Genomic DNA, 20,980 nt, shown 5'->3' with positions numbered 1-20,980 from the left:
TCGTCGTCGGGGCGTGACCCGGCGTTCATCGCCGCTTCACCTGTCACTGCTTGCCTGTCTGCGCCTATCAGCGCGTTCTCGATGAGGAGCCAGTGTGACCACCACGCCCCTGGCGAGGCCCTGGACCCGGAGTGCCCTCGCAGCCCTCCTGTCCGCGGCCATCGCCGTCCCCACCGCCGCGGCGCTCGCCGCACCCGCCGCGGCGGCCGTCGGCCCGACGGCGCCCGTGATCATCGACGAGGTCTACGGGGGAGGCGGCAACAGCGGTGCCGCCTTCGACCAGGACTTCGTCGAGCTGTGGAACACCACCGACCAGCCCGTGAGCCTCGCGGGGTGGTCGATCCAGTACGCGAGCTCGGCCGGCGCGTTCGGCGCCAGCCTGACGACGCCCCTCACGGGCACCGTCCCCGCCCACGGCCACTTCCTCGTGGGGGAGGCGTTCGGGGCCAACCTCGACCAGGCCGACCTCCCGACGCCGGACGTCACCGGCACCATCGCGATGTCGGGCACGGGCGCCAAGGTCGCGCTCGTCAGCACGACGACGCCCATCAGCTGCTCGGGCGCCGCCTGCGCCGCGCTGCCGCAGGTCGTCGACCTGGTCGGCTGGGGCTCGGCGGCGAGCGCCTTCGCGGGCACCGCCCCCGCCCCGGGCACGACGAACGCCACGTCCGTCGCGCGCAACGGCGACCACCGGAACACCGCCGACAACGCCGCGGACTTCACGGCGGGCGCGCCGACGCCGGCCAACAGCGGCAGCGCGACCGACCCGGGGCCCGACCCCGACCCGACCGACCCGCCGGCCCCCGGCGCGGACACGCACACGATCGCGCAGATCCAGGGCACGGGCGCGTCGTCGCCGCTCGTGGGCCAGACCGTGACGACGTCGGGCGTGGTCACCGCCGCGTACCCCGCGGGCGGCTTCAACGGCTACGTCATCCAGACGCCCGGCACGGGCGGCGCGCTCGACCTCGCGACGCACACGGCGTCGGACGCGATCTACGTCTTCTCGTCCTCGACCGTCGGGTCCGTGCGCATCGGCCAGACCGTGCAGGTCACGGGTGCGGTCAGCGAGTTCTCGGGCCTCACCGAGATCAGCGTGACGAGCGCCGCGAACCTGCGCGTGCTCGCCGACGCCGCCCCGGTCGCCCCGGCCACCGTCGCGTGGCCCGCCACCGACGCCCAGCGCGAGTCGCTCGAGTCGATGCTCGTGGCGCCGCAGGGCGACTTCACGGTGTCGAACGCGTACACGGCCAACCAGTACTCCGAGGTGGGCCTGGCCGCGGGCGACAAGCCGCTCGTCCAGTGGACCGACGCCGCCCGCCCGGGCACGCCGGAGGCCGACGCGATCAAGGCCGACAACGCGGCCCGCGGCGTCGTCCTCGACGACGGCTCGTCGATCAACTTCCTGTCGGGGGCGAACTCGTCGCTCACGCCGCCGTACGTCTCGCTCAGCGAGCCGCTGCGCGTGGGCGCGGCCGTGACCTTCACCGGGCCGGTGATCGTCGACTACCGCAACAACCTGTGGAAGCTCCAGCCCACGCAGCAGGCCGTCGCCGGCGGCGCCAAGCCCGTGACGTTCGAGAACACGCGCACGGCGGCCCCCGAGGCCGTGGGCGGCGACCTCAAGGTCGCCACGTTCAACGTGCTCAACTACTTCACGACGACGGGCGACAGCTTCCCCGGCTGCACGTACTACGCCGACCGCCAGGGCAACCCCGTCGCCGTCAACGACTGCGGTGCGCGCGGCCCGCGCGGCGCCTGGGACGCGACGAGCCTGAAGCGCCAGCAGGACAAGATCGTCGCGGCGATCAACGCCGTGGACGCCGACGTCGTGGGCCTCATGGAGATCGAGAACTCGGTCGTCCTGGGCAAGCCCAAGGACTCGGCGCTCGCCACGCTCACGGCCGCGCTGAACACGGCCGCGGGCTCCGACGTGTGGGCCTTCGTGCCGTCGTCGGCCGAGCTGCCCACCGACCTCTCGCAGATGGACGTCATCACGACGGCCCTCATCTACAAGAAGGCCTCGGTCGAGCGCGTCGGCGACTCGCGGGCGCTGGGCGACCAGTCGGCCCCCGGCCAGGCGTTCGACGACGCCCGCACGCCCGTCGGGCAGGAGTTCGCCCCCGTGGGCGGCGGCGAGCCGTTCTTCGTCGCGGTCAACCACCTCAAGTCGAAGGGCTCGGCCGGCGGTCACCCCGGTGACGCCGACACGGGCGACGGGCAGGGCGCCTCGAACGGGTCCCGCGTGCTCCAGGCCACCGCGCTGCGCGACTGGATCGGCACCGTGACGACGCCCGGCGAGGCCGTCGCGCTCGTCGGCGACTTCAACTCCTACACGCAGGAGGACCCGCTGGAGGTGCTCTACCAGGCGGGCTACACGGACGCCGCGGCCCACCTGTCGCAGGGCCAGTACTCCTACTCGTTCAGCGGCCTGTCCGGCTCGCTGGACCACGTGCTCCTCAACGGCCCCGCGCTCGAGCGCGCGACCGGCGCGGACATCTGGGAGATCAACGCGGAGGAGTCCATCGCGCTGGAGTACAGCCGGTACAACTACCACGGCACGCTCTTCTACGCGCCGGACCCGTACGCGTCGTCCGACCACGACCCGGTCGTCGTCGGGCTGACGCGCGGCGCGGTCGCGCCGAGCGGGCCGGTCGACCTCGACCTCGTGAACGTCAACGACTTCCACGGCCGCATCGACGCCAACACGGTCAAGGTCGCGGGCACGGTCGAGCAGCTCCGCGCCCAGAACCCGGACGGCACGCTCTTCGTGTCGGCGGGCGACAACATCGGCGCCTCGCTGTTCGCCTCGGCGCTCCAGCAGGACCAGCCGACCCTCGACGTGCTCAACGCCCTCGACCTCAAGGTCAGCGCCGTGGGCAACCACGAGTTCGACCAGGGCTTCGCGGACCTCACCGGCCGCGTGGCCGACGCCGCGGACTTCCCGTACCTGGGCGCCAACGTCTACACCCAGGGCACGACGACGCCGGCGCTGCCGGAGTACGACGTCGAGCAGGTCGACGGCCTCGACGTCGGCTTCGTGGGCGTCGTCACGCAGGAGACCCCGTCGCTCGTCTCGCCGGCCGGCGTCGCGGGCCTCGACTTCGGCGACCCGGTCGCGGCGCTCAACCGCGTCACCGCCCAGCTGAAGGACGGCAACCCCGCCAACGGCGAGGCGGACGTCGTCGTCGCCCTGGTGCACGACGGAGCCCCCGCGGGCACGCCGGACGGTGCCACGCTCGAGCAGGAGGTCGCCGCCGGCGGCCCCTTCGCGAAGATCGTGACCGACACCGACCCGCGCGTCGCGGCCATCCTCACGGGCCACACCCACAAGCAGTACGCGTGGGACGCCCCCATCACGGGCACGGACCGCACCCGCCCGATCATCCAGACGGGCAGCTACGGCGAGTACGTCGGCCACACGTCGCTGACCATCGACCGCGACACGCACGAGGTCACGGCCTACACGGTCGAGAACGTCGCCCGCACCACCACGGCCGACGCCGACCTGGTCGCCACGTACCCGCGCGTCGCGCAGGTCAAGACGATCGTCGACGCCGCGCTCGCGCAGGCGGACGTCATCGGCAACCAGCCGGTCGGCTCGGTCACGGGCGACATCACGACGGCGTTCTCGGGCGGCTCGTTCGTGAACGGCGTCTGGACCGGCGGCACCCGCGACGACCGCGCGTCGGAGTCGGCGCTCGGCAACCTCGTGGGCAACGCGCTGCGCGACTCGCTCGCGTCGACCGACCGGGGCGGCGCCGAGATCGGCATCGTCAACCCGGGCGGCCTGCGTGCCGAGCTCCTCCGGGGCGACGACGGCGTCATCACGTACGCCGAGGCCAACGGGGTGCTGCCGTTCGTCAACAACCTCTGGACGCTGACGCTCACGGGCGCCCAGCTCACCGAGGTGCTCGAGCAGCAGTGGCAGGTGGACGCGAACGGCAACCGCCCGTCGCGCCCGTACCTGGCGCTCGGCCTGTCCGACAACGTCACCTGGGTGGCGAAGACGGCCGACGTCAACGCGGCGCCGGGGCACAACGTGCTCGCGGTGTACGTCGACGGCAAGCTCGTGCAGCCGGACGACACGTTCCGCGTGGCGACGTTCAGCTTCCTCGGCACGGGTGGCGACAACTTCTGGGCGTTCCAGGACGCCACGGACGTGCGCGACTCGGGCCTCGTGGACCGCGACGCGTGGATCGACTACATCCGCGCGAACTCGCCGCTCACGCCGTCGTTCGCCCGCACCCGGGTGGTCGCGGACGCGCTGCCGGAGACCGTCCAGGCGGGCGGCACGGCCTCGGTGTCCCTGACCGGGCTGGACCTCACCTCGCTCGGCTCCCCGGCGAGCACGGCGGCCACGGTGGCGCTCGTCCCGGCGGCCGACACCGCGGCCGCCGGCGTCGACCTGGGCGACGTCACGGTCTCCGGCGGGGCGGCCGACGTGGCCGTCACGATCCCGGCGGCCACGGCCGCGGGCGAGTACGCGCTCAAGGTGGTCGTCTCGCCGTCGGGCACGACGGCGCTCGTGCCCGTCACGGTCAAGGCCGCCCCGGCACCGGCGTACCCGGCCTTCTCGGCGACCACCGTCTACACCGGTGGCGAGAAGGTGACCTACCGCGGCAAGGCGTACCAGGCCCAGTGGTGGACCCAGGGCGCGGCCCCGGGTGCCTCGCCGTGGGGCTCGTGGATGGAGATCGGTGCCGAGGTGAAGACCTCGAAGGGCACCTTCCGCGAGTGGACCGACTCGTGGGTCTACGTCGGCGGCGAGACCGTGGTGCACGACGGCCACCTCTGGAAGGCGCAGTGGTGGACCCGCAACCAGGAGCCGGGTGCCGAGCAGTGGGGCCCCTGGGCGGACCTGGGGGCGATCTGACACCGTCGCGGTAGAGGCAACGGGGGCCGGTGCCCCGAACGAGCCGCTCGTTCGGGGCACCGGCCCGCGTCTGTCCGTCCTGCCGCGGCGGATAGGCTGGCCGGGTGAGCAACGCGCCCGAGCAGCCCGGGGACAAGCCCGCCGACGACGTCGACCTCCGCTCGGTGGTCGACCCCGCGAGCGTGCGCCGCGCGCCCCGCTACAAGGGGTTCCTGGTCACGGGCGGCATCGTCGGCTTCGTGGCCGGGCTGGCCCTCGGCCTGTACCTGCTCGCGACGTACGACCCGAGCCGCGACCAGTACATGGACAAGCCGGGCGTCTGGCTCACCGTGACGGTCGCCGCCACGACGACGGTCGCGATCTTGCTCGCGGGCCTGCTCGCGACAATCCTCGACCGGCGCTCCCTCAAGCGCTGGAGCGCTCAGCACGACATCCGACAGGACGCCGAGCCCGGCGTGTGATACTTGGGCCATGCCTCTGCGCCCTGACGGACGCCTCAACCATGACCTGATGCCCGGCGAGAAGGGCCCGCAGGACGCCTGCGGGGTCTTCGGAGTCTGGGCTCCCGGCGAGGAGGTCGCGAAGCTCGCGTACTTCGGCCTCTACGCCCTGCAGCACCGTGGCCAGGAGTCGGCCGGTATCGCCACCTCGAACGGTGAGCAGATCCTCGTCTACAAGGACATGGGTCTGGTCTCGCAGGTGTTCGACGAGACCGCCCTCGGCGCCCTGCGCGGCCACATCGCCGTCGGGCACTGCCGCTACTCCACGACGGGCGGCGTGACCTGGGAGAACGCCCAGCCGACGCTCGGCGCGACGGCGTCGGGCACCGTGGCGCTCGGCCACAACGGCAACCTCACGAACTCCGCCGAGCTCGTCAACCTCGTCGCGGAGCGCTACGGCGCGCAGCGCCGGGGCGAGCTCGCCCGCGGCAACACCACGGACACGGCGCTGGTCACGGCTCTGCTCGCGGGCGACGCCGACCACACGCTCGAGCAGACCGCCCTCGAGGTGCTGCCGAAGCTGCGCGGCGCCTTCTCGCTCGTGTTCATGGACGAGAACACGCTCTACGCCGCCCGCGACCCGCAGGGCGTGCGTCCGCTGGTGCTGGGCCGCCTCGAGCGCGGCTGGGTCGTCGCCTCCGAGGGCCCCGCCCTCGACATCGTCGGCGCGTCGTTCGTGCGCGAGGTCGAGCCGGGCGAGCTCATCATGATCGACGGCGACGGGCTGCGCTCGCAGCGCTTCGCCCCGGTCGACCGCGCCGGCTGCGTCTTCGAGTACGTCTACCTGGCCCGGCCCGACGCCGCGATCAACGGCCGGTCCGTCCACGCGGCGCGCGTCGAGATGGGCAAGGCCCTGGCCAAGGAGCACCCTGTCGAGGCCGACCTGGTCATCCCGACGCCGGAGTCCGGCACGCCGGCCGCCGTCGGGTACGCGCAGGAGTCCGGCATCCCGTTCGGGCAGGGCCTGACGAAGAACGCCTACGTGGGCCGCACCTTCATCCAGCCGTCCGACACGCTGCGCCAGCTCGGCATCCGGCTCAAGCTCAACCCGCTGCGCGAGGTCATCCGGGGCAAGCGCCTCGTCGTCGTCGACGACTCGATCGTGCGCGGCAACACGCAGCGCGCCCTCGTGCGCATGCTGCGCGAGGCCGGCGCGGCCGAGGTGCACATCCGCATCTCCTCGCCGCCCGTGAAGTGGCCGTGCTTCTACGGCATCGACTTCGCGTCGCGCGCCGAGCTCATCGCCAACGGCCTGTCCGCGGACGAGATCGGCAAGTCGCTGGGCGCCGACTCGCTCGGCTACATCTCGCTCGACGGCATGATCGCCGCGACGCAGCAGGCCGAGTCGCAGCTGTGCACCGCCTGTTTCACGGGCAGGTACCCGATCGAGCTGCCGCCCGAGGACCAGCTCGGCAAGCACCTGCTCGAGCAGGAGGAGCTGCCGCTCGGAGCGCCCGAGGACGGCCTGCACTCGCTGTCCGTCTCCGCGGGCGGCGCCGGTGCGCTCGCCCACCCGTAACACCCAGGACCGACCGATGGTGGTTTCGAGACGCTCAACCACCGGCCAGGAGAGATCGTGACGAGCAGTGACCAGACGACGGGCCTGACCTATGCCTCGGCCGGTGTCGACACCGAAGCCGGCGACAAGGCCGTCGAGCTCATGAAGGACGCCGTCCGCCGCACGCACGGCCCGGCCGTGCTCGGGGGAGTGGGCGGGTTCGCCGGGCTCTACGACCTGTCGGCCTTCAAGGAGTACCGCGCCCCGCTGCTGGCCACCTCCACCGACGGCGTCGGCACCAAGGTCGCCATCGCCCAGGCCCTCGACAAGCACGACACCATCGGCTTCGACCTGGTCGGCATGGTCGTGGACGACATCGTCGTGGTGGGCGCCAAGCCGCTCTTCATGACGGACTACATCGCCACGGGCAAGGTGGTCCCGGAGCGCATCGCCGACATCGTGCGCGGCATCGCGCAGGCGTGCGAGGTCGCCGGCACCGCGCTCGTGGGCGGCGAGACCGCCGAGCACCCCGGCCTGCTCGCCCCTGACGAGTACGACGTCGCCGGCGCCGCCACGGGCATCGTCGAGGCCGACCGCGTGCTCGGCCCGGACCGCGTCCGTGCGGGTGACGTGCTCGTCGCCATGGCGTCCTCGGGCCTGCACTCCAACGGCTACTCGCTCGTGCGCGCCGTCGTGAAGCACGCCGGCTGGGAGCTCGACCGCCACGTCGACGAGCTCGGCCGCACGCTCGGCGAGGAGCTCCTCGAGCCCACGCGCGTCTACGCCAGCGACGTCCTCGCCCTCGCCGCGGACGACGCAGCGCAGGTCCACGCGTTCACGCACGTCACGGGCGGCGGCCTGGCCGCGAACCTCGCGCGCGTGCTGCCCACGGGCCTCGTCGCCACCGTGGACCGTTCCTCGTGGGACGTCCCGGCGGTGTTCGGCCTGGTGCGCACGCTCGGCCAGGTCCCGACGTCGGACATCGAGGGCACGCTCAACCTGGGCGTCGGCATGGTCGCCGTCGTCGGCGCCGACGGCGCGGACGCGGCCCTGGCGCGCCTCGCCTCGCTGGGCGTCCCCGCGTGGGTGCTCGGCACGGTCGCGGAGCTCGACGACGCGACGTCGTCGTCGGACCTGGTGGCGGGAACGAAGGGCGTGGACGGTGGCGCCGTCCGCCTGGTCGCCGACTACCGCTTCTGACGAGACCCCGTCTCGCACGAAGGCCCGGACGGCAACGCCGTCCGGGCCTTCGTCATGTGGTGCGACTCACGTGGTGCGACGCTGCGTCAGCGCTCGTCGTCGTCCCATGCGGAGTAGGTGTTGTCGAAGTCGTCGTCCCGCGCCGGGAAGCGGTCCTCGGTGGCGACGTCGGTGCGACCGCCGCCACTCAGCTCCGCCTCCAGCGCGTGGTAGTTCGTCGCGGGGCTGAAGTACTTCAGCTCGCGAGCAACCTTGGTCTGCTTTGCCTTCTGACGGCCGCGGCCCATGGCTCCCCCTCAACGTGGAGCGGGGCGGCAACGTCTCCAGACGTGCGGCCCCGTTAGTAAGTGCGTGTCTGTTCAGTCGACAACGGTACACGCCCGTGAGGCATTCCCTCCACTCCGTAGGCCAAATGAGGCCTACATGACGCTGGAACACACCCCGGCGGGAGCGCGCCGTCGCGTGGTCGAGGCGCGCCGACACGGGATTTCATCCGCGAAACCAAGTCGCACAAGTGCCCCGTGGCGTGACAATGGTGACCACGGCCGAGCGACCAGCACCAGGCGCCGTCTGGGTTTCGGCCGCAGCTCGATGACAGGAGAGGTACCGGATGTCGCTTCACGGTGAGTCGGAGGTCCTGCTGACGCCGGCCGAGGTGGCGAGCCTGTTCCGGGTCGACCCCAAGACGGTCACCCGGTGGGCCAAGGCGGGCAAGCTCTCGTCCATCCGTACGCTCGGCGGTCACCGCCGGTACAAGGAGGCCGAGGTCCGGGCGCTGCTCGGCGCGGCGTCGGAGGCCGCGGAGCACCCCGCGCAGTAAGGCGACCCCTGCCGGCGCGGCTGACGACGACGTCAGCCGCGCGGCTTCTTCGCGGCGACACGGCCGACGACGACGTTCAGAACGACGACGGCCGCGACCACCGCCACCGCGCCCAGCAGCACCTTGACGTTGCGCGCGCGGCGGTCGTCACCCACGGGCATGCCTCCGCCGGTGAGGAACGCCCCGGCGTCGGACGCCGCGACGCGCGTCGTCCTGGCGGCCTTCTTGGCCTGGTACTTCGGGGAGAGCTGGGTGGTGAGCGCGTCGATGGTCGCGCCGAGCTCGGCGCGGCTGCGCTCGATCTCCGCCTGGAGCTCGGCCCGCGTGGGCGCCTTGCCGGTCGGCGCCGCCCCGCGCCCCGCGGGGACCCGTCGGCGGGCTGGGGGAGCTGGGACTCGGCGCTCACGGGAGCTTCTCCTTGCGGGCGGTGGAGGAGAGGTTGGCACGGACCGTCGCGATGTCGCTCTTGACGCGGTCGATGGCCTCGGGCTTGCCCGAGGCGTGCTGGAGGAGCCGGACGCCGACGGCGACGAGCCCGCCGGCGAGCAGCAGCATCGCGAACCCGATGACGAGCGCGGACAGCCACAGGGGCCACGCCTCGCCGAGGCCGAGCACCGCCGACCAGATCAGCACGCCGAGCGCGTACAGCGAGATGGCGCCGGCGGCGAGGAACAGGCCGATGCCGAGCCCTGAGGACTTGGCCTTCTGCGCCATCTCCGCCTTGGCGAGCGCGACCTCGGCCCGCACCAGGCGGCTGGTCTGCTCGGAGAGCTGTTCGACGAGCCTGCCCAGGGTGGGCTCGGTGTCCGGGTCGGTCATGCTCCCATGCAACCCGTTGTCACTGGTCGCGGCAATTCCTGGGGCGTCGGATGGCCGGCAGGGCCTCGTCCGGGAACGGCGAAGGCCCCGGATCCTGGTGGACCCGGGGCCTTGACGGTGGCTCCGAGGGGCGTCGATCCCCTGACCTCACGATTTTCAGTCGTGCGCTCTACCAACTGAGCTACAGAGCCTCGGACACAAAAGCCCGGTTGCCGTTTCCGACTGACCGGGCGCTTCGTGAGCGACCCTGACGGGACTTGAACCCGCGACCTCCGCCGTGACAGGGCGGCGCGCTAACCAACTGCGCTACAGGGCCTTGGCCTTCGCGATTCCCTCGCTTGGGCCGGGTAGAAGCGTACCCCGAACCGGCCGGAAACCTGAAATCGGCCTCTGACCTGCGACGATGCGCTCCCGAGTACCCCCAACGGGATTCGAACCCGTGCTACCGCCGTGAAAGGGCGGGGTCCTAGGCCGCTAGACGATGGGGGCTGGACGTCCGACATCCTACCGGGACGCGTCTGCGGCGCCGACAACGGGCCGACGGACGCCCTCGGGGACGTCACCGCAGGCGTGGACCGGGCAGGATGAGCCAGATGATGGAGTTCTCCCGCGCCGACTTCGAGGATGCCGTCTCCGACGCCCTCGACGCCATCCCCGAAGAGCTCACCGCGATGATGGACAACGTCGTCGTGCTCGTGGAGGACGACGCGCCGGCCGACGACCCCGAGCTGCTCGGGCTCTACGACGGCGTGCCGCTCACGGAGCGGGGCGAGTTCTGGGCGGCGGGCGCGCTGCCCGACCGGATCACGATCTTCCGCAACCCGACGCTCGCCATCTGCGAGACGCGCGAGGAGGTCGTCGAGGAGGTCGCCGTCACGGTCGTGCACGAGATCGCGCACCACTTCGGGATCGACGACGACCGCCTCCACGAGCTGGGCTGGGACTGACGGCTACGCGCCGGGCGCGGTCGCCGGCTCGTCGTCGGGGAACCCCTCCGGGTTCGCCGACTGCCAGCGCCACGTGTCCGCGCACATGTCCTCGATGGTGAGCCGGGCCGTCCAGCCGAGCTCCTCGCGCGCCCGGGTCGGGTCGGCGTAGGACGCCGCGAGGTCGCCCGCGCGGCGCGGTCCGACCACGTACGGCAGCTCCCGGCCGACCGCACGCTCGAACGCGTGCAGCAGCGCCAGCACCGAGGTGCCCGTGCCGGTGCCCAGGTTGAACGCGCGCGCCGGCTCCGTCATCGCGTCCAGGTGCTCGAGCGCGGCGACGTGCCCGGCGGCCAGGTCGACGACGTGGATGTAGTCGCGCTCGCCGGTGCCGTCGGCGGTCTCGTAGTCGTCGCCGAAGACGGTGAGCTTCTCGCGGCGTCCCACGGCCACCTGCGAGAGGAACGGCATGAGGTTGTTCGGGATGCCGTTCGGGTCCTCGCCGATGCGGCCCGAGGCGTGCGCGCCCACCGGGTTGAAGTAGCGCAGCAGGGCGACCTTCCAGCCCTCGGTGACGGCCGCGACGTCGGTGAGGATGCGCTCGACGATCACCTTCGTCTGCCCGTACGGGTTGGTGGCCTCGAGGAACTCCCAGCCCTCGCCGTACGGCACCGGCGCCTTCTCGCCGTACACGGTGGCCGACGACGAGAACACCAGCCGGTGGACGCCGTGGCGCTGCATCGCCTCGACGACGGCGAGGGTCGAGTCGAGGTTGTTGCGGTAGTACAGCGCCGGCTTGGCGACCGACTCGCCGACGGCCTTGAAGCCCGCGAAGTGGATGACGGCGTCGAACTGCTCGGCGGCGAAGAGCGCCTCGGTCGCGGCCGCGTCGGTGAGGTCGACCTCGTGCACGGGGACCGCACGGCCCGCGAGCTCCTCGATCCGGGGGATCACCGTCCGCTTGGAGTTCGAGAAGTCGTCCGCGATGACGGCGTCGTGGCCGGCGGCCAGGAGAGCCAGGACGGTGTGAGACCCGATGTACCCGGCTCCGCCGGTGACGAGAACGCGCATGGCCTCTACCCTAGCCAGCCGCGTCGGGCCGGGGTCGAGGGTGTGTCCGATCTGGTGGCTCAGCCGGTGTTGTCTGCCGGCTGAGCCTGCGGTTCCGCTCCGGGCGAGTGCCTCGTCCCTCGGCCCTCACCCTCCGCTGCACCTCCGGCTCAGCCGGTGAACTCCCAGTGCCAGGGCTCGGGCTTGCGGCCGCCGGGCTCGGCCCAGTCGGGGTGGGTCCAGCCGAACTTCGGGGCGTTGGCCTTCATCCACCGGTACTGCGGCGTGCCGAAGCTCGACACGCCCGTGCCGAGGTCGACGGCGAGGCCGAGCCCGTGGTTGGAGTGGCCGGGCCGGGCCGCCCAGAAGCCGCGCGACCGCTTCACGGCCACCTGGCTCGCGTACGACCGGTACGAGTCGGTGACGCCCAGGTCGGTGCCGAAGGCGGCCCGGAACGCGTCGTTGAGGCGCGTGAGCGCCGCGGCGGCGTCCGCGCGCAGCGTGTTGCCGGGCGACCAGGGGAGCGAGGCGAGCAGGCGCGCGGGGATCCGCCCGTTGCCGTGCTTCTTGGCCTCCGCGACGACGCTCGCCAGCCGGGACTGCTCGGCCGCACGCGCGGCGGCTTCCTCTGCCGCGCGCTGCGCGGCGGCCTGCGCTGCCGCGGCGCGGGCTGCGGCCTCCTCGGCGGCCCGCTGGGCCGCGATCTCCTCGGGCGTCGGCGGTGCCGGCGCGACGGCGATGGCCGCCGCCGGCGTGGCCTCGACGAGCTCGGCGAGCGCGGCGGTCTGCTGCGCGAGGGCGGCCGTGACGGCCTGGGCGTCGACGTCGCCGGTCGTCGCGGTGCCGATGGCGGCGGTGACCGCGGCGTCGGCGGCGGCGCCGACCTCCGGCAGCGTCGTCGTCGGGACGGCGGCGGGCGTGGCGGCCGCGGTGGCGCGGCGGACGAGCTCGCGGACCACGGAGGTGGCCTGCTGGATCTGCGCGATCTGCTCGGGCGGCGCGCCGTTGCCCTCGGTGGTGACGTGCTCGGCCCCGGCGAGCGTGCCGGACGCCTGCGCGACGGCGGCGACGACCGCGGGGTCGGCCTGCGCGGAACCGGCCTGGCGGGGGTCGGTCTGGCGGGGGTCGGTCTGGCCGGCGGCGGGATCGGCGGCGACCGGGTCCACGCTGACCGGATCGGCATGGACGGGCGCGACCTCCGCCGTCGCGACGGACGACCCCGCGACGTCGACGGCCCGCGCCTCGAACGTCGCCGTGGTGCGCGCGGCGTGCGGCGTGGCGGTCAGGACGGCGGGGACGGCCGTCGTCGCGGCCAGGGCGGCGGCCGTGACGGCGGCGAGGCTGGTGGTGACGGCCCGCGCGGCGGGCGTGCGGCGGGCGCGGCGTGCGCGCAGGGACGCGCGGCGGGGGAACTGCTGGGGCACGGGTGCTCCTCGGTCGTGACGGTGCGGGGCACCCGGCGACGACGTCGTCCCCGGGTGCGGTGGGCGAGCCGGGCTCAGCCCACGAACTCCCAGTGCCAGGCCTCCGGCTTGGAACCGCCGGGGGCGGCCCAGTCGGGGTGGATCCAGCCGTAGGCGGGGGCGTTGGCCTTCATCCACGCGAACTGCGGGGAGCTGAAGTCGGCGACGCCCGTGCCGAGGTCGACGGCGACGCCGAACCCGTGGTTGGAGTAGCCCGGCACGGCGGCCCAGCGCCCGCGCAGCTGCTTGACGGCCACCTGGTCGGCGTACGACCGGTACGAGTCGGTGATGCCCAGGTCCGTGCCGAAGGCGGCGCGGAACGCGTCGTTGAGGCGGACGAGCGCGGCGGCGGCGTCGGCGCGCAGCTTGCTGCCCGTCGTCGACCACGGGATCGGGGCCAGCAGGTGCTCGGGGATCTGGCCGTTGCCGTACTGCATGGCCTCGGCGGCGAGCGCCGCGAGGTGCGCGGCCTCGGCCGCCTGCTGCTCGGCCGCCTGCTGCGCCGCGACCTCCTCGGGCGACGGCCCGGGCACGACGGCGATGGCGGCGGCCGGGTTCGCGTCGATGAGCTGCGTCAGGACGGCGGTCTGCTGCGTGAGCGCGGTCGCGACGACCTGCGGCTCGGCGGCGTCCGCCGACGCGGCGCCGGCGGCGGAGACCGCGGCGTCGGCGGCGGCACCGATCTCGGGGGCGACGGTCGCACGGGCGGCGTCCGAGGACTCGTCCGTCGCGGCGCTCTCGCCCAGCGTGGCCGCGGCGTCCGCGGGGGCCGCGGCCGTCGTGGTGGTCGAGGCGGGCACGCCGGCGGCGACGGGCGTCGTCGCGGCCGCGGCCGTCGACGCGGCGGCCGGCTCGCCCGTGGTGCTGACGCGGCGGACGAGCTCGCGGACCACGGACGTCGTCTGCTGGATCTGGGCGATCTGGTCCGCGGGGGTCCCGTTGCCCTCCGCGGCGACGTGCTCGGCCGCGGCGAGGGCGCCGGAGGCCTGCGCGACGGCGGCACCGACGGCGGCGACGACCTCGGGGGCCGCGTCGATGGGGGCGATCTCGGCGCCGGCGGCGTCCGACGAGGAGACGGTGACGGCCTGGGCGCCCGGCGTGGCGGTCGCACGGACCGCGGGCCGCGCGTCCTGGTGCGTGGGGAGCGTCGTGGCGGCCAGCGCGGCCGCGGTGACGACGACGACACCGGTGGTGACGGCGCGAAAGCGCGGAGTGCGACGGGCGCGCGTCGACGTGCGCAGGGAAGCGCGGGTCGGCTGCAGCTGGGGCACGGGTTGCTCCTCGGTCGTGGCGTGGTGTGGTAAGACCAGACCACGGCCGCATCGACCGAGGGGCGGGGCTCCGGCGTACTTAGGTGAGCCCACCGTGGGGGCCTGAGTGGCCCCGCCGGGACAACGGGTGGCGCGTCGTGCGCCATGGGTGGCGCGCGCCGGACGCATCGGAGCGCGCCGCGACCGCGCGTCGCGCGCCGGTCGCGGCGCGCCAGCGATGGGTCAGCGCGCGCCGCGCCCGCCGAGCCAACCCGCCAGGCGGTCGGGCCGGTCGGTGATGATGGCGTCGACCCCGGCGGCGGTGAGCGCCTGCCACTGGGCGACGTCGTCGGCGGTCCACACCATGACCTGGAGGCCGGCCGCGTGCAGCGCGGGGACCAGGCCGGCGTCGCCGAGGACGAGCTCGACGGACGGGTTGCACGTCATCACGCCGAGCTCGGCGCACCCCTCGAGCAGACCGTCGTGGTGGCGCTCGACGAGGAGCCCGCGCCGCAGCGCCGGGGCGGCGTCGCGCAGGGCGGCGACCGTCTGCGGGTAGAAGGACTGGACGACGACGCGGTCGCGCAGCCCGGCCGCCTCGACCGCCGATGTGACGCGCGCGGCGTCGCCGGGCGCCCACACGTCCTTGAGCTCGAGCAGCAGGTCCGTGCCGGGGCGGTCGGCCAGGAAGCCGAGCACCTCGCCGAGCGTGGGGATGCGCTGGCCCGCGAAGGCGGGGGCGAACCACGAGCCGGCGTCGAGGGCGCGGAGCTGCGTGAGGGTCATGGCGCCGACCTCGCCCGCGCCGTCCGTCGTCGCGTCCACGGTGTCGTCGTGGATGACGACGATCTCGCCGTCGGCGGAGAGCTGGATGTCGAGCTCGACCATGTCGGCGTCCGCGCGCCAGGCCGCCTCGAACGCGGCGAGCGTGTTCTGGGGCGCGATCCAGCTGTTGCCGCGGTGGGCGATGACTGCGGGGGAGGAGGGCACGAGCGTCATCGTCGCACCACCGGGCCGACCGTGCGGCGCGACGCGCGCTGCCGCCTGGCGCGGGCGCCGCGCGTGCGAGGCGGACGCTCGCCACCCCGGTGTTGACTGGCCCGCATGAGACCACCCGCGGCCGCCGACCCGGTGACGGTGTCCATCCATCGCGTCGTCAGTCCCGAGCTCGTGCCGCAGGTGACGGCGTGGGTGCAGGAGGGCGTGAACCTGGCCAACCGGTACCCGGGCTTCCTCGGGTCGGGCTGGATCCGGGCGGCCGAGGGGTCCCGCGACTGGTACATGCTCTACCGGTTCGCGGACGCCTCGCGGCTGGCGGCGTGGGAGGACTCGCCGGAGCGCCTGGCCTGGCTCGTGGGCGGCGCCGGCCTCGTCGCCGAGGAGCGCGTCGTGCGGCGCACCGGCATCGAGGGCTGGTTCGACGCGCCCGCGCGGCAGGACGAGCCGTCCGGGCCGCCGATCCTCCCCGCGCCGCCGCGCTGGAAGCAGGCGGCCGTCATCTGGATGGCGTTCTTCCCGGTGAACCTGCTGTTCACGTGGCTGTTCGGGCTGGCAGTCCCGGCGGCGGAGGCGTGGCCGCTGCCGCTGCGCGTGCTGGTGTCGACGCTCGTGCTGACGCCGATCATGTCGTACTGGGTGCTGCCGTGGATGACCGCCCGGCTGTCCGGGTGGCTGCACGGGCGGGCGTGAGTGCCTCAGCAGGGATTCGAACCCTGGACCTACGGACTGAAGTCCGTCTCGGGAGGTGAAAGGCGGGGTAGCGCCCTGCAGTCCGACGCAGCTGAAATCGGCTCTGATCAGCATGAACGGTGCGCGCGGCTAGCTCGTCATGCAGCCGGGTAAGGCCGCGTGAAGCATCGGTTTGCTACACAGATCGGCCCCTCCCGTGGACTCGCGGGAGGGGCCGATCGTCGTCGCGCTCAGTTCGTGGTTGCTGCCGATCCGTTGGCTCCGTTGGGATAGAGGTGCCGCGCCATGATGTACGCCAGGCCCAGCATCTGGACCACGTTGGCCGAGAACCACGCGATCACGACGCCGGGGACGACCTCGTTCCACTCCGACCAGACGTAGAAGCCCATCAGGGCGACCCTCGCCAGGGGCGTCAACCCGACGGCCGCGAGGGCGAAGTAGAAGAAGCCCTTGCGCAACGTGTTCGCGAGGTAGGCGGCGTCGACGGCCGCCCCGTTCAGATCCCCCTTGACCGCACGGTCCGTCGCCGCCTCGACGCCGGTCAGTCCCCGCCGCCTGACGATGATGGCTGACCAGCGCACGGACCCGCCCCCAGACGACGACATCGGCCCCGGTGCGCCGAATGCCCCGCCACGGTCGCTCGCATCATGCGATGCGGCCCCGGGTGACCCTGCAAGCACCCGGCAAGCAAACGCCCCCGCTCACCCTCACGGGTGTGCGGGGACGCGTTCGTGCGTCTAGGGTCGATTCAGATTCCGAGCGCCTTCGCCTTCGCGGCCGCGAACTCCTCGTCAGTGAGCACGCCAGCTGCGTGGAGATCGGCGAGCTGCTTTACCTTGTCGGCGACTGACGTCTCAGCGGGGGCGGCAGGTGCGACGGGGGCCGCTGCGTTGACGACCACGGTGGGCCCGGCGGCGGGCGCGTTGAGGTCGCGCACAGCGTTGAGCACGGCATCCCGGAAGGCGGTCGCCTCGTCCTTGTCGACGCGGAACGAGATCGTGTTAGCCACCGCGCCAGCCGACGTCTGGACGTCGACAGCGTAGAACCGCAGACCATCCTTCCTCGTGGTCACGCTCGTGACGTGCCGTAGGAGCAGCGTGTCGCTCGCAGAGGTGCCGGTCCGGCCCGTGACCGCCACCGAGGCGCCCAGCGTCGCCCAGGCTGCGGCCTTGTTCATCCCGCCAAGCGACTCGCGCATCCACTCGATCCGATCGGGCCATAGGCGCACGAGCGCGTTCTTGCCGTCGATGTGGGACTCGACCTGGATGATCGGCACGGGACCTCTCGCGGTGACGGGAGCCTTCACCCTCGTGGTCGGGTCCAGCGGGTTCAGCTCTGCGATCCGCTGCTGAGCCGACTCCTTCGCCTGGTCGACCGCCTGCGACGCGGCGTCCTTGATCTTGTCCATGAAGCCCATGTGCACTCCGTTGCGTGCGAACGGCAGCCACCAGGAACCGGGCTGCTCACCCGCAGGATTCCACAGGAGACGAGGGTGAAACGCCGGTGAACAGTGCGGAAGGGGCGATTTCAGCCACTGTGTTCCGACGCTGCTCGCGCAGTCCGGCGTCGGGCAGTGCTCTCGTGGCACGCCGTAACGGCCGCTGCTACACGTCTGCTACACAACAATGGCCATCAACGCAAGGACTCGGCAAAACGCGCTGCTCAGAGAGTGCCCCAGCAGGGATTCGAACCCTGGACCTACGGATTAAAAGTCCGCAGCTCTAACCGCTGAGCTACTGAGGCACCCCCGAGGTTACGGCACCCGGGCGCCACGAGGGGTTGTGCGGAGCCGCGACGACCCTTGTCGCTTCTTGACAACGTCGACAAACGATAAGGGAGTCATGCTCTCGGAGCCGACACCGCTGCGTCGAGAGAAGCGCCCGGCCCTCCTCGGCGTGGCGGTCGCGGCGGTCCTGGTCGTGGGCGGCGTCGCCGCGCTGCTCCAGCGGCCCAGGTCTGGATGACGGCGACCGGCCGGTACCTCTGGACCGACGGGATCACCGACCCCCGCAAGCCGCTCGCCGACCTTCCTCAGCTCCTGCAGGCCGACATCCGGCCGGGCGAGTCGATGTTCCTCGACGACCTGCCCCTGCACCTTCGCGTGCTCAGCGCGACGCCGGGCCTCGTCTACGCCGTGACGATCGCACTCGCGACCGTCCTCGTGGTCCGCGTGCTCGCGGCGCGGGAGATGACGCTGACCGAGCTCGCCTCCCGCGTCGGCATCACGCTCGCCAACCTGTCGATCCTGAAGAACGGCCGCGCCCGCGCCGTCCGGTTCTCCACCCTCGCCGCGATCTGTCGCGAGCTGGGCTGCCAGCCCGGCGACGTGCTGACGTACGCGGACGAGCCGGACCACTCGCCACCAGAGGGTCGGCGCTGACCTGCGCGTCGACGCGGTGCGGCCTCGGCCGGGGAGGGTGGCACCCGGCCGCGTCAGTCGCAGGTCTGCGTCGTCGTCGCTCCAGTCGTCGCTCCCGGGCCGGCCTGCGTGACCGCCCCCGTGCACGTGGGCGACAGGTCTGTCCAGGCCACGAGCCCGGCCGCGGCGGTCGCGGCGACGGCGAGCGACGCGACGGCGATCCACAGCGCGGCCAGCTGCGTGCTGCGGGTTCCCGTCCGCGCGCGCAGGCGGACGATCGCCCAGATCAGGGCTGCGATCGCGAGCGGCGGGAGCCAGAAGCCGACGAGCCCGGCGACGGCGAGGACGAGCAGCCAGCCGTCGCCCCGGGCCGGGGACGGTGCGCCGGGCAGGGGTGTCGCGGTCGCGGCGATCGCGTCCACCGGGCCGAGGTCGGCCAGCACGCGGGCGACGGCGTCGTCGTCGGTGCCGTGCAGGGCGAGCGACTCCGTGACGTGCTCGCGGACGGCGGCGAGGGTCTCGGCGCGCTCGCGCGGGTCGGCCGCCGTCAGGGCGCGGTCGAGGTCGGCCAGGTAGGCCTCGACCAGCGGCGGCAGGGTGCGGATCTCGGTCATCTCGACTCCTCGAGCGCATGGTGGACGTCGGCGGCGAACAGGTCCCAGGTGCTGCGGAACGTCTCGAGGGCGGCGAGGCCCTGGGGGGTGAGCTCGTAGTAGCGGCGGGGCGGCCCGACAGGGGACGGGCCCAGCGTCGTCGTGACCCAGCCCTGCTGCCGCAGCCGGGAGAGCAGGGGGTAGAGCGTGCCCTCGCTGGTCAGGAGCACCTTGCCGGCGCCGAGCCGCTCGGCGAGCTCGAGCCCGTACGCGCGCCCGGACCGCAGGCAGGCCAGGACGCAGTACTCCACGACTCCCTTGCGGAGCTGCGTGAGGACGGCGTCCGGCGTCGGTTCCATGCGGTACACGCTAGTGGTTTCTTGCATCGCACGCTAGAGGTCTGCGTGCGGGCGAACCATGACGGCACGGACGCCAGGGGCCGGCGGTCGGGGACGCGCGGCCGCCGTCCTGGGCGTGCCGGCCCCGCGCTCTCCGCGGTCACGGGCTCGGCCCGCGCGCGACGGCGCTCGCGGGCCGAGGCGGCCGCCTTGGAGCCGCGCTGGCGGCGCTCGCGCGCGGGCCGAGCCGGGGTGGCGAGCGGCGCGTCGCGCTCGACACCGCCGGGTCGGCGGCGTCGGCGGCCACGAGCGGCGAGAGGCAGCCGGGGACCGCCGCGACGCGCCCGGCGCTCAGCCCACGAAGGGCCCGCCCGCGAACGCCCCGCCTGCCCCGAACACCGTCTCCGTGAACCGCTCCCCGATCAGCCGGTGCGTCTCCGCGTCCGGGTGGAGCGAGTCGGGCAGCGGGTGCGCGTCGACGTCGTCGGGGCCGTAGAGCGTGAGCCCGTCCACCAGGTGCAGGTGCGGGTCCTTGCGGTCCTTGACGACGCGCTCGAGCTCGGCCCGCACCACCTGGAGCGTGAGCTTCCCGGCCGCGACCTCCGCCGGGTCGCCCGTCGCGCGGAAGCGCGTGACGCCCTCCGCGAGCGCCGCGACGTCGAAGGCGCCCGGCCCCGGCGTCTCCTCGTGGATGGGGCACAGGATCGGCGTCATCACGAGCAGCGGGGTGTCCGGGTGCCCGTCGCGGACAGTGTCGAGGAACCCGTGCACGGCGGGCGTGAAGGCCCGTCGCCGCATGAGGTCGCTGTTGACGATGTTGATCCCGGCCGCGAGCGAGACCAGGTCGGCGGGCGTGTCGCGCATGACGCGGGCCACGAACGGGTCCAGCAGCGAGCTGCCGCCGAACCCGAGGTTGACCAGGTCGACGCGCGCCGCCCGCGCGGCGACCGACGCCCACGTGCCCGTCGGCGTTGCGGCGTTGGACCCCTGGCTGATCGAGGACCCGTGGTGCAGCCACGTCCGGCCCGTGCCCGCGACGGGCCGCAGGGGCGCGTCGGCCTCGAGCGCGACGAGCTCGACCGACTCCGTGTGCGGCAGCCAGATCTCGACGTGCCGCTCGGGCCCGCTGGGCCCGAGGTCGAAGACGAGCGTCTCCGGCTCCGCCTCCGACGTCGTCGTGCGTCCGGTGGCCATGTCGAGCGTGACGACGACGGCGCTGCCCAGCGAGTGCGACGCGACCAGCGAGCCGTCGACGACGGCGTCGAACACGCCAGGCGCGCGCGGCGGCACGCCCGCGTAGCCGAAGCGCGTCGCGAGCGCTGTCAGCGCGACCCGCTGCGCCGTCGTCGCGAACGCGAGCCGGACTCCGGCGGGCTGCGCCTCCGCGAGCTTGAGCTGCGCGTCGCCACGCGCCCGCGCCCACGCGGGCAGCCGGTGCGCCCGCACCCCGACAGCGGTGACCTCGATCTCCACAGCGCCGTGAACGAACGCCGCACTGACGGAACTCTGCATGCCGCCACCCTAGGCCGCCGCCGCGCCCGCGCCCGCGCCCGGGCTGATCGTCGGTTCGCTCTCTGATCGTCGGTCGGATCCGACGAT

Annotated in this window: 21 protein-coding genes and 4 tRNA genes; 9 read left to right on the top strand and 16 right to left on the bottom strand. The window is 73.4% G+C overall.

What is annotated here, in order from left to right; genetic code table 11:
- The first annotated feature begins 94 nt into the window (after positions 1-94).
- The 4 genes from ET471_RS03800 (at position 95) to purM (ending at position 8,074) form a co-directional block, all read left to right on the top strand.
- Positions 95-4,876, top strand: a complete 4,782-nt coding sequence (locus ET471_RS03800) for an ExeM/NucH family extracellular endonuclease (protein ID WP_165350394.1) — start codon at positions 95-97, stop codon at positions 4,874-4,876.
- Between the two features lie 104 nt (positions 4,877-4,980).
- On the top strand, positions 4,981-5,337 hold the full coding sequence (locus ET471_RS03795; RefSeq protein ID WP_129186667.1) for a hypothetical protein: 357 nt from the start codon (positions 4,981-4,983) through the stop codon (positions 5,335-5,337).
- A 10-nt stretch (positions 5,338-5,347) separates the two neighbouring features.
- Positions 5,348-6,895, top strand: coding sequence for an amidophosphoribosyltransferase (gene purF, locus ET471_RS03790; protein WP_129186666.1), 1,548 nt, complete (start codon positions 5,348-5,350; stop codon positions 6,893-6,895).
- A 57-nt stretch (positions 6,896-6,952) separates the two neighbouring features.
- On the top strand, positions 6,953-8,074 hold the full coding sequence (gene purM / locus ET471_RS03785) for a phosphoribosylformylglycinamidine cyclo-ligase (RefSeq protein ID WP_129186665.1): 1,122 nt from the start codon (positions 6,953-6,955) through the stop codon (positions 8,072-8,074).
- Positions 8,075-8,160: 86 nt separating this feature from the next.
- On the opposite strand, the gene ET471_RS03780 is transcribed toward purM, so the two are convergent.
- Positions 8,161-8,361 carry a DUF3073 domain-containing protein gene (locus ET471_RS03780; RefSeq protein ID WP_129186664.1) on the bottom strand — a complete coding sequence of 67 codons (201 nt, stop codon included), beginning with the start codon at positions 8,359-8,361 and terminating at the stop codon, positions 8,161-8,163.
- Positions 8,362-8,684: 323 nt separating this feature from the next.
- Here ET471_RS03780 and ET471_RS03775 point away from each other — a divergent pair, with 323 nt between their 5' ends.
- Entirely contained in the window at positions 8,685-8,894 is a 210-nt protein-coding gene (locus ET471_RS03775; protein WP_129186663.1) for a BldC family transcriptional regulator, read from the top strand.
- 32 nt (positions 8,895-8,926) lie between these two features.
- Here the strand turns inward: ET471_RS03775 and ET471_RS03770 are convergent, their stop codons facing one another.
- The 5 genes from ET471_RS03770 to ET471_RS03750 all read right to left on the bottom strand — a co-directional run bounded on the left by ET471_RS03770 (position 8,927) and on the right by ET471_RS03750 (position 10,202).
- The gene (locus ET471_RS03770) at positions 8,927-9,340 is read right to left on the bottom strand and encodes a DUF3618 domain-containing protein (RefSeq protein WP_129186662.1); all 414 of its coding nucleotides are present in this window, start codon (positions 9,338-9,340) and stop codon (positions 8,927-8,929) included.
- A complete protein-coding gene (locus ET471_RS03765; RefSeq protein ID WP_129186661.1) occupies positions 9,297-9,713 on the bottom strand; it encodes a phage holin family protein in 417 nt (138 codons plus the stop codon). The genes ET471_RS03770 and ET471_RS03765 overlap by 44 nt, the downstream gene beginning before the upstream one ends.
- Positions 9,714-9,831: 118 nt before the next feature.
- Positions 9,832-9,904: transfer RNA gene (locus ET471_RS03760), tRNA-Phe, on the bottom strand.
- 51 nt (positions 9,905-9,955) lie between these two features.
- Positions 9,956-10,029, bottom strand: a tRNA-Asp gene (locus ET471_RS03755).
- A gap of 100 nt (positions 10,030-10,129) precedes the next feature.
- A tRNA-Glu gene (locus ET471_RS03750) sits at positions 10,130-10,202 on the bottom strand.
- A gap of 104 nt (positions 10,203-10,306) precedes the next feature.
- On the opposite strand from ET471_RS03750, the gene ET471_RS03745 reads away from it, so the two are divergent.
- Positions 10,307-10,660: a metallopeptidase family protein gene (locus ET471_RS03745; RefSeq protein WP_129186660.1), complete on the top strand. Its 354-nt coding sequence runs from the start codon at positions 10,307-10,309 to the stop codon at positions 10,658-10,660.
- A gap of 3 nt (positions 10,661-10,663) precedes the next feature.
- Here the strand turns inward: ET471_RS03745 and galE are convergent, their stop codons facing one another.
- From galE to ET471_RS03725, 4 genes are all read right to left on the bottom strand, one after another.
- The gene (galE, locus tag ET471_RS03740; RefSeq protein WP_129186659.1) at positions 10,664-11,710 is read right to left on the bottom strand and encodes a UDP-glucose 4-epimerase GalE; all 1,047 of its coding nucleotides are present in this window, start codon (positions 11,708-11,710) and stop codon (positions 10,664-10,666) included.
- A gap of 149 nt (positions 11,711-11,859) precedes the next feature.
- On the bottom strand, positions 11,860-13,113 hold the full coding sequence (locus tag ET471_RS03735) for a M15 family metallopeptidase (protein ID WP_129186658.1): 1,254 nt from the start codon (positions 13,111-13,113) through the stop codon (positions 11,860-11,862).
- Between the two features lie 74 nt (positions 13,114-13,187).
- Complete coding sequence (locus ET471_RS03730; protein ID WP_129186657.1) at positions 13,188-14,423, bottom strand: M15 family metallopeptidase; 1,236 nt, start codon at positions 14,421-14,423, stop codon at positions 13,188-13,190.
- A gap of 222 nt (positions 14,424-14,645) precedes the next feature.
- On the bottom strand, positions 14,646-15,401 hold the full coding sequence (locus ET471_RS03725) for a glycerophosphodiester phosphodiesterase (RefSeq protein ID WP_129186656.1): 756 nt from the start codon (positions 15,399-15,401) through the stop codon (positions 14,646-14,648).
- A gap of 105 nt (positions 15,402-15,506) precedes the next feature.
- Between ET471_RS03725 and ET471_RS03720 the strand changes: the two genes are divergently transcribed.
- The gene (locus tag ET471_RS03720) at positions 15,507-16,091 is read left to right on the top strand and encodes an antibiotic biosynthesis monooxygenase (RefSeq protein WP_129186655.1); all 585 of its coding nucleotides are present in this window, start codon (positions 15,507-15,509) and stop codon (positions 16,089-16,091) included.
- Positions 16,092-16,321: 230 nt separating this feature from the next.
- Here ET471_RS03720 and ET471_RS03715 read toward each other — a convergent pair whose 3' ends face one another.
- The 3 genes from ET471_RS03715 to ET471_RS03705 all read right to left on the bottom strand — a co-directional run bounded on the left by ET471_RS03715 (position 16,322) and on the right by ET471_RS03705 (position 17,834).
- The gene (locus tag ET471_RS03715) at positions 16,322-16,672 is read right to left on the bottom strand and encodes a hypothetical protein (RefSeq protein ID WP_129186654.1); all 351 of its coding nucleotides are present in this window, start codon (positions 16,670-16,672) and stop codon (positions 16,322-16,324) included.
- Positions 16,673-16,839: 167 nt separating this feature from the next.
- Positions 16,840-17,679, bottom strand: coding sequence for an SHOCT domain-containing protein (locus ET471_RS18380; protein WP_242496416.1), 840 nt, complete (start codon positions 17,677-17,679; stop codon positions 16,840-16,842).
- 82 nt (positions 17,680-17,761) lie between these two features.
- Positions 17,762-17,834: transfer RNA gene (locus tag ET471_RS03705), tRNA-Lys, on the bottom strand.
- Positions 17,835-17,932: 98 nt separating this feature from the next.
- On the opposite strand from ET471_RS03705, the gene ET471_RS18770 reads away from it, so the two are divergent.
- Positions 17,933-18,055: a hypothetical protein gene (locus ET471_RS18770; RefSeq protein ID WP_280949904.1), complete on the top strand. Its 123-nt coding sequence runs from the start codon at positions 17,933-17,935 to the stop codon at positions 18,053-18,055.
- Positions 18,052-18,471: a helix-turn-helix domain-containing protein gene (locus ET471_RS19080; RefSeq protein WP_425356567.1), complete on the top strand. Its 420-nt coding sequence runs from the start codon at positions 18,052-18,054 to the stop codon at positions 18,469-18,471. Before ET471_RS18770 ends, ET471_RS19080 begins: the two co-directional genes overlap by 4 nt.
- 53 nt (positions 18,472-18,524) lie before the next feature.
- Here the strand turns inward: ET471_RS19080 and ET471_RS03695 are convergent, their stop codons facing one another.
- The 3 genes from ET471_RS03695 to ET471_RS03685 form a co-directional block, all read right to left on the bottom strand.
- A complete protein-coding gene (locus ET471_RS03695) occupies positions 18,525-19,064 on the bottom strand; it encodes an HAAS signaling domain-containing protein (RefSeq protein WP_129186653.1) in 540 nt (179 codons plus the stop codon).
- Entirely contained in the window at positions 19,061-19,402 is a 342-nt protein-coding gene (locus tag ET471_RS03690; protein WP_129186652.1) for a PadR family transcriptional regulator, read from the bottom strand. The genes ET471_RS03695 and ET471_RS03690 overlap by 4 nt, the downstream gene beginning before the upstream one ends.
- 330 nt (positions 19,403-19,732) lie before the next feature.
- The gene (locus tag ET471_RS03685; protein ID WP_129186651.1) at positions 19,733-20,893 is read right to left on the bottom strand and encodes an SGNH/GDSL hydrolase family protein; all 1,161 of its coding nucleotides are present in this window, start codon (positions 20,891-20,893) and stop codon (positions 19,733-19,735) included.
- Positions 20,894-20,980 lie beyond the last annotated feature (87 nt).

The sequence above is a fragment of the Xylanimonas protaetiae genome (assembly GCF_004135385.1).
Taxonomy (GTDB): domain Bacteria; phylum Actinomycetota; class Actinomycetes; order Actinomycetales; family Cellulomonadaceae; genus Xylanimonas; species Xylanimonas protaetiae.
Note: the sequence above shows the minus strand (reverse complement) of the source record. Positions and strands in the feature narration are given on the sequence as shown.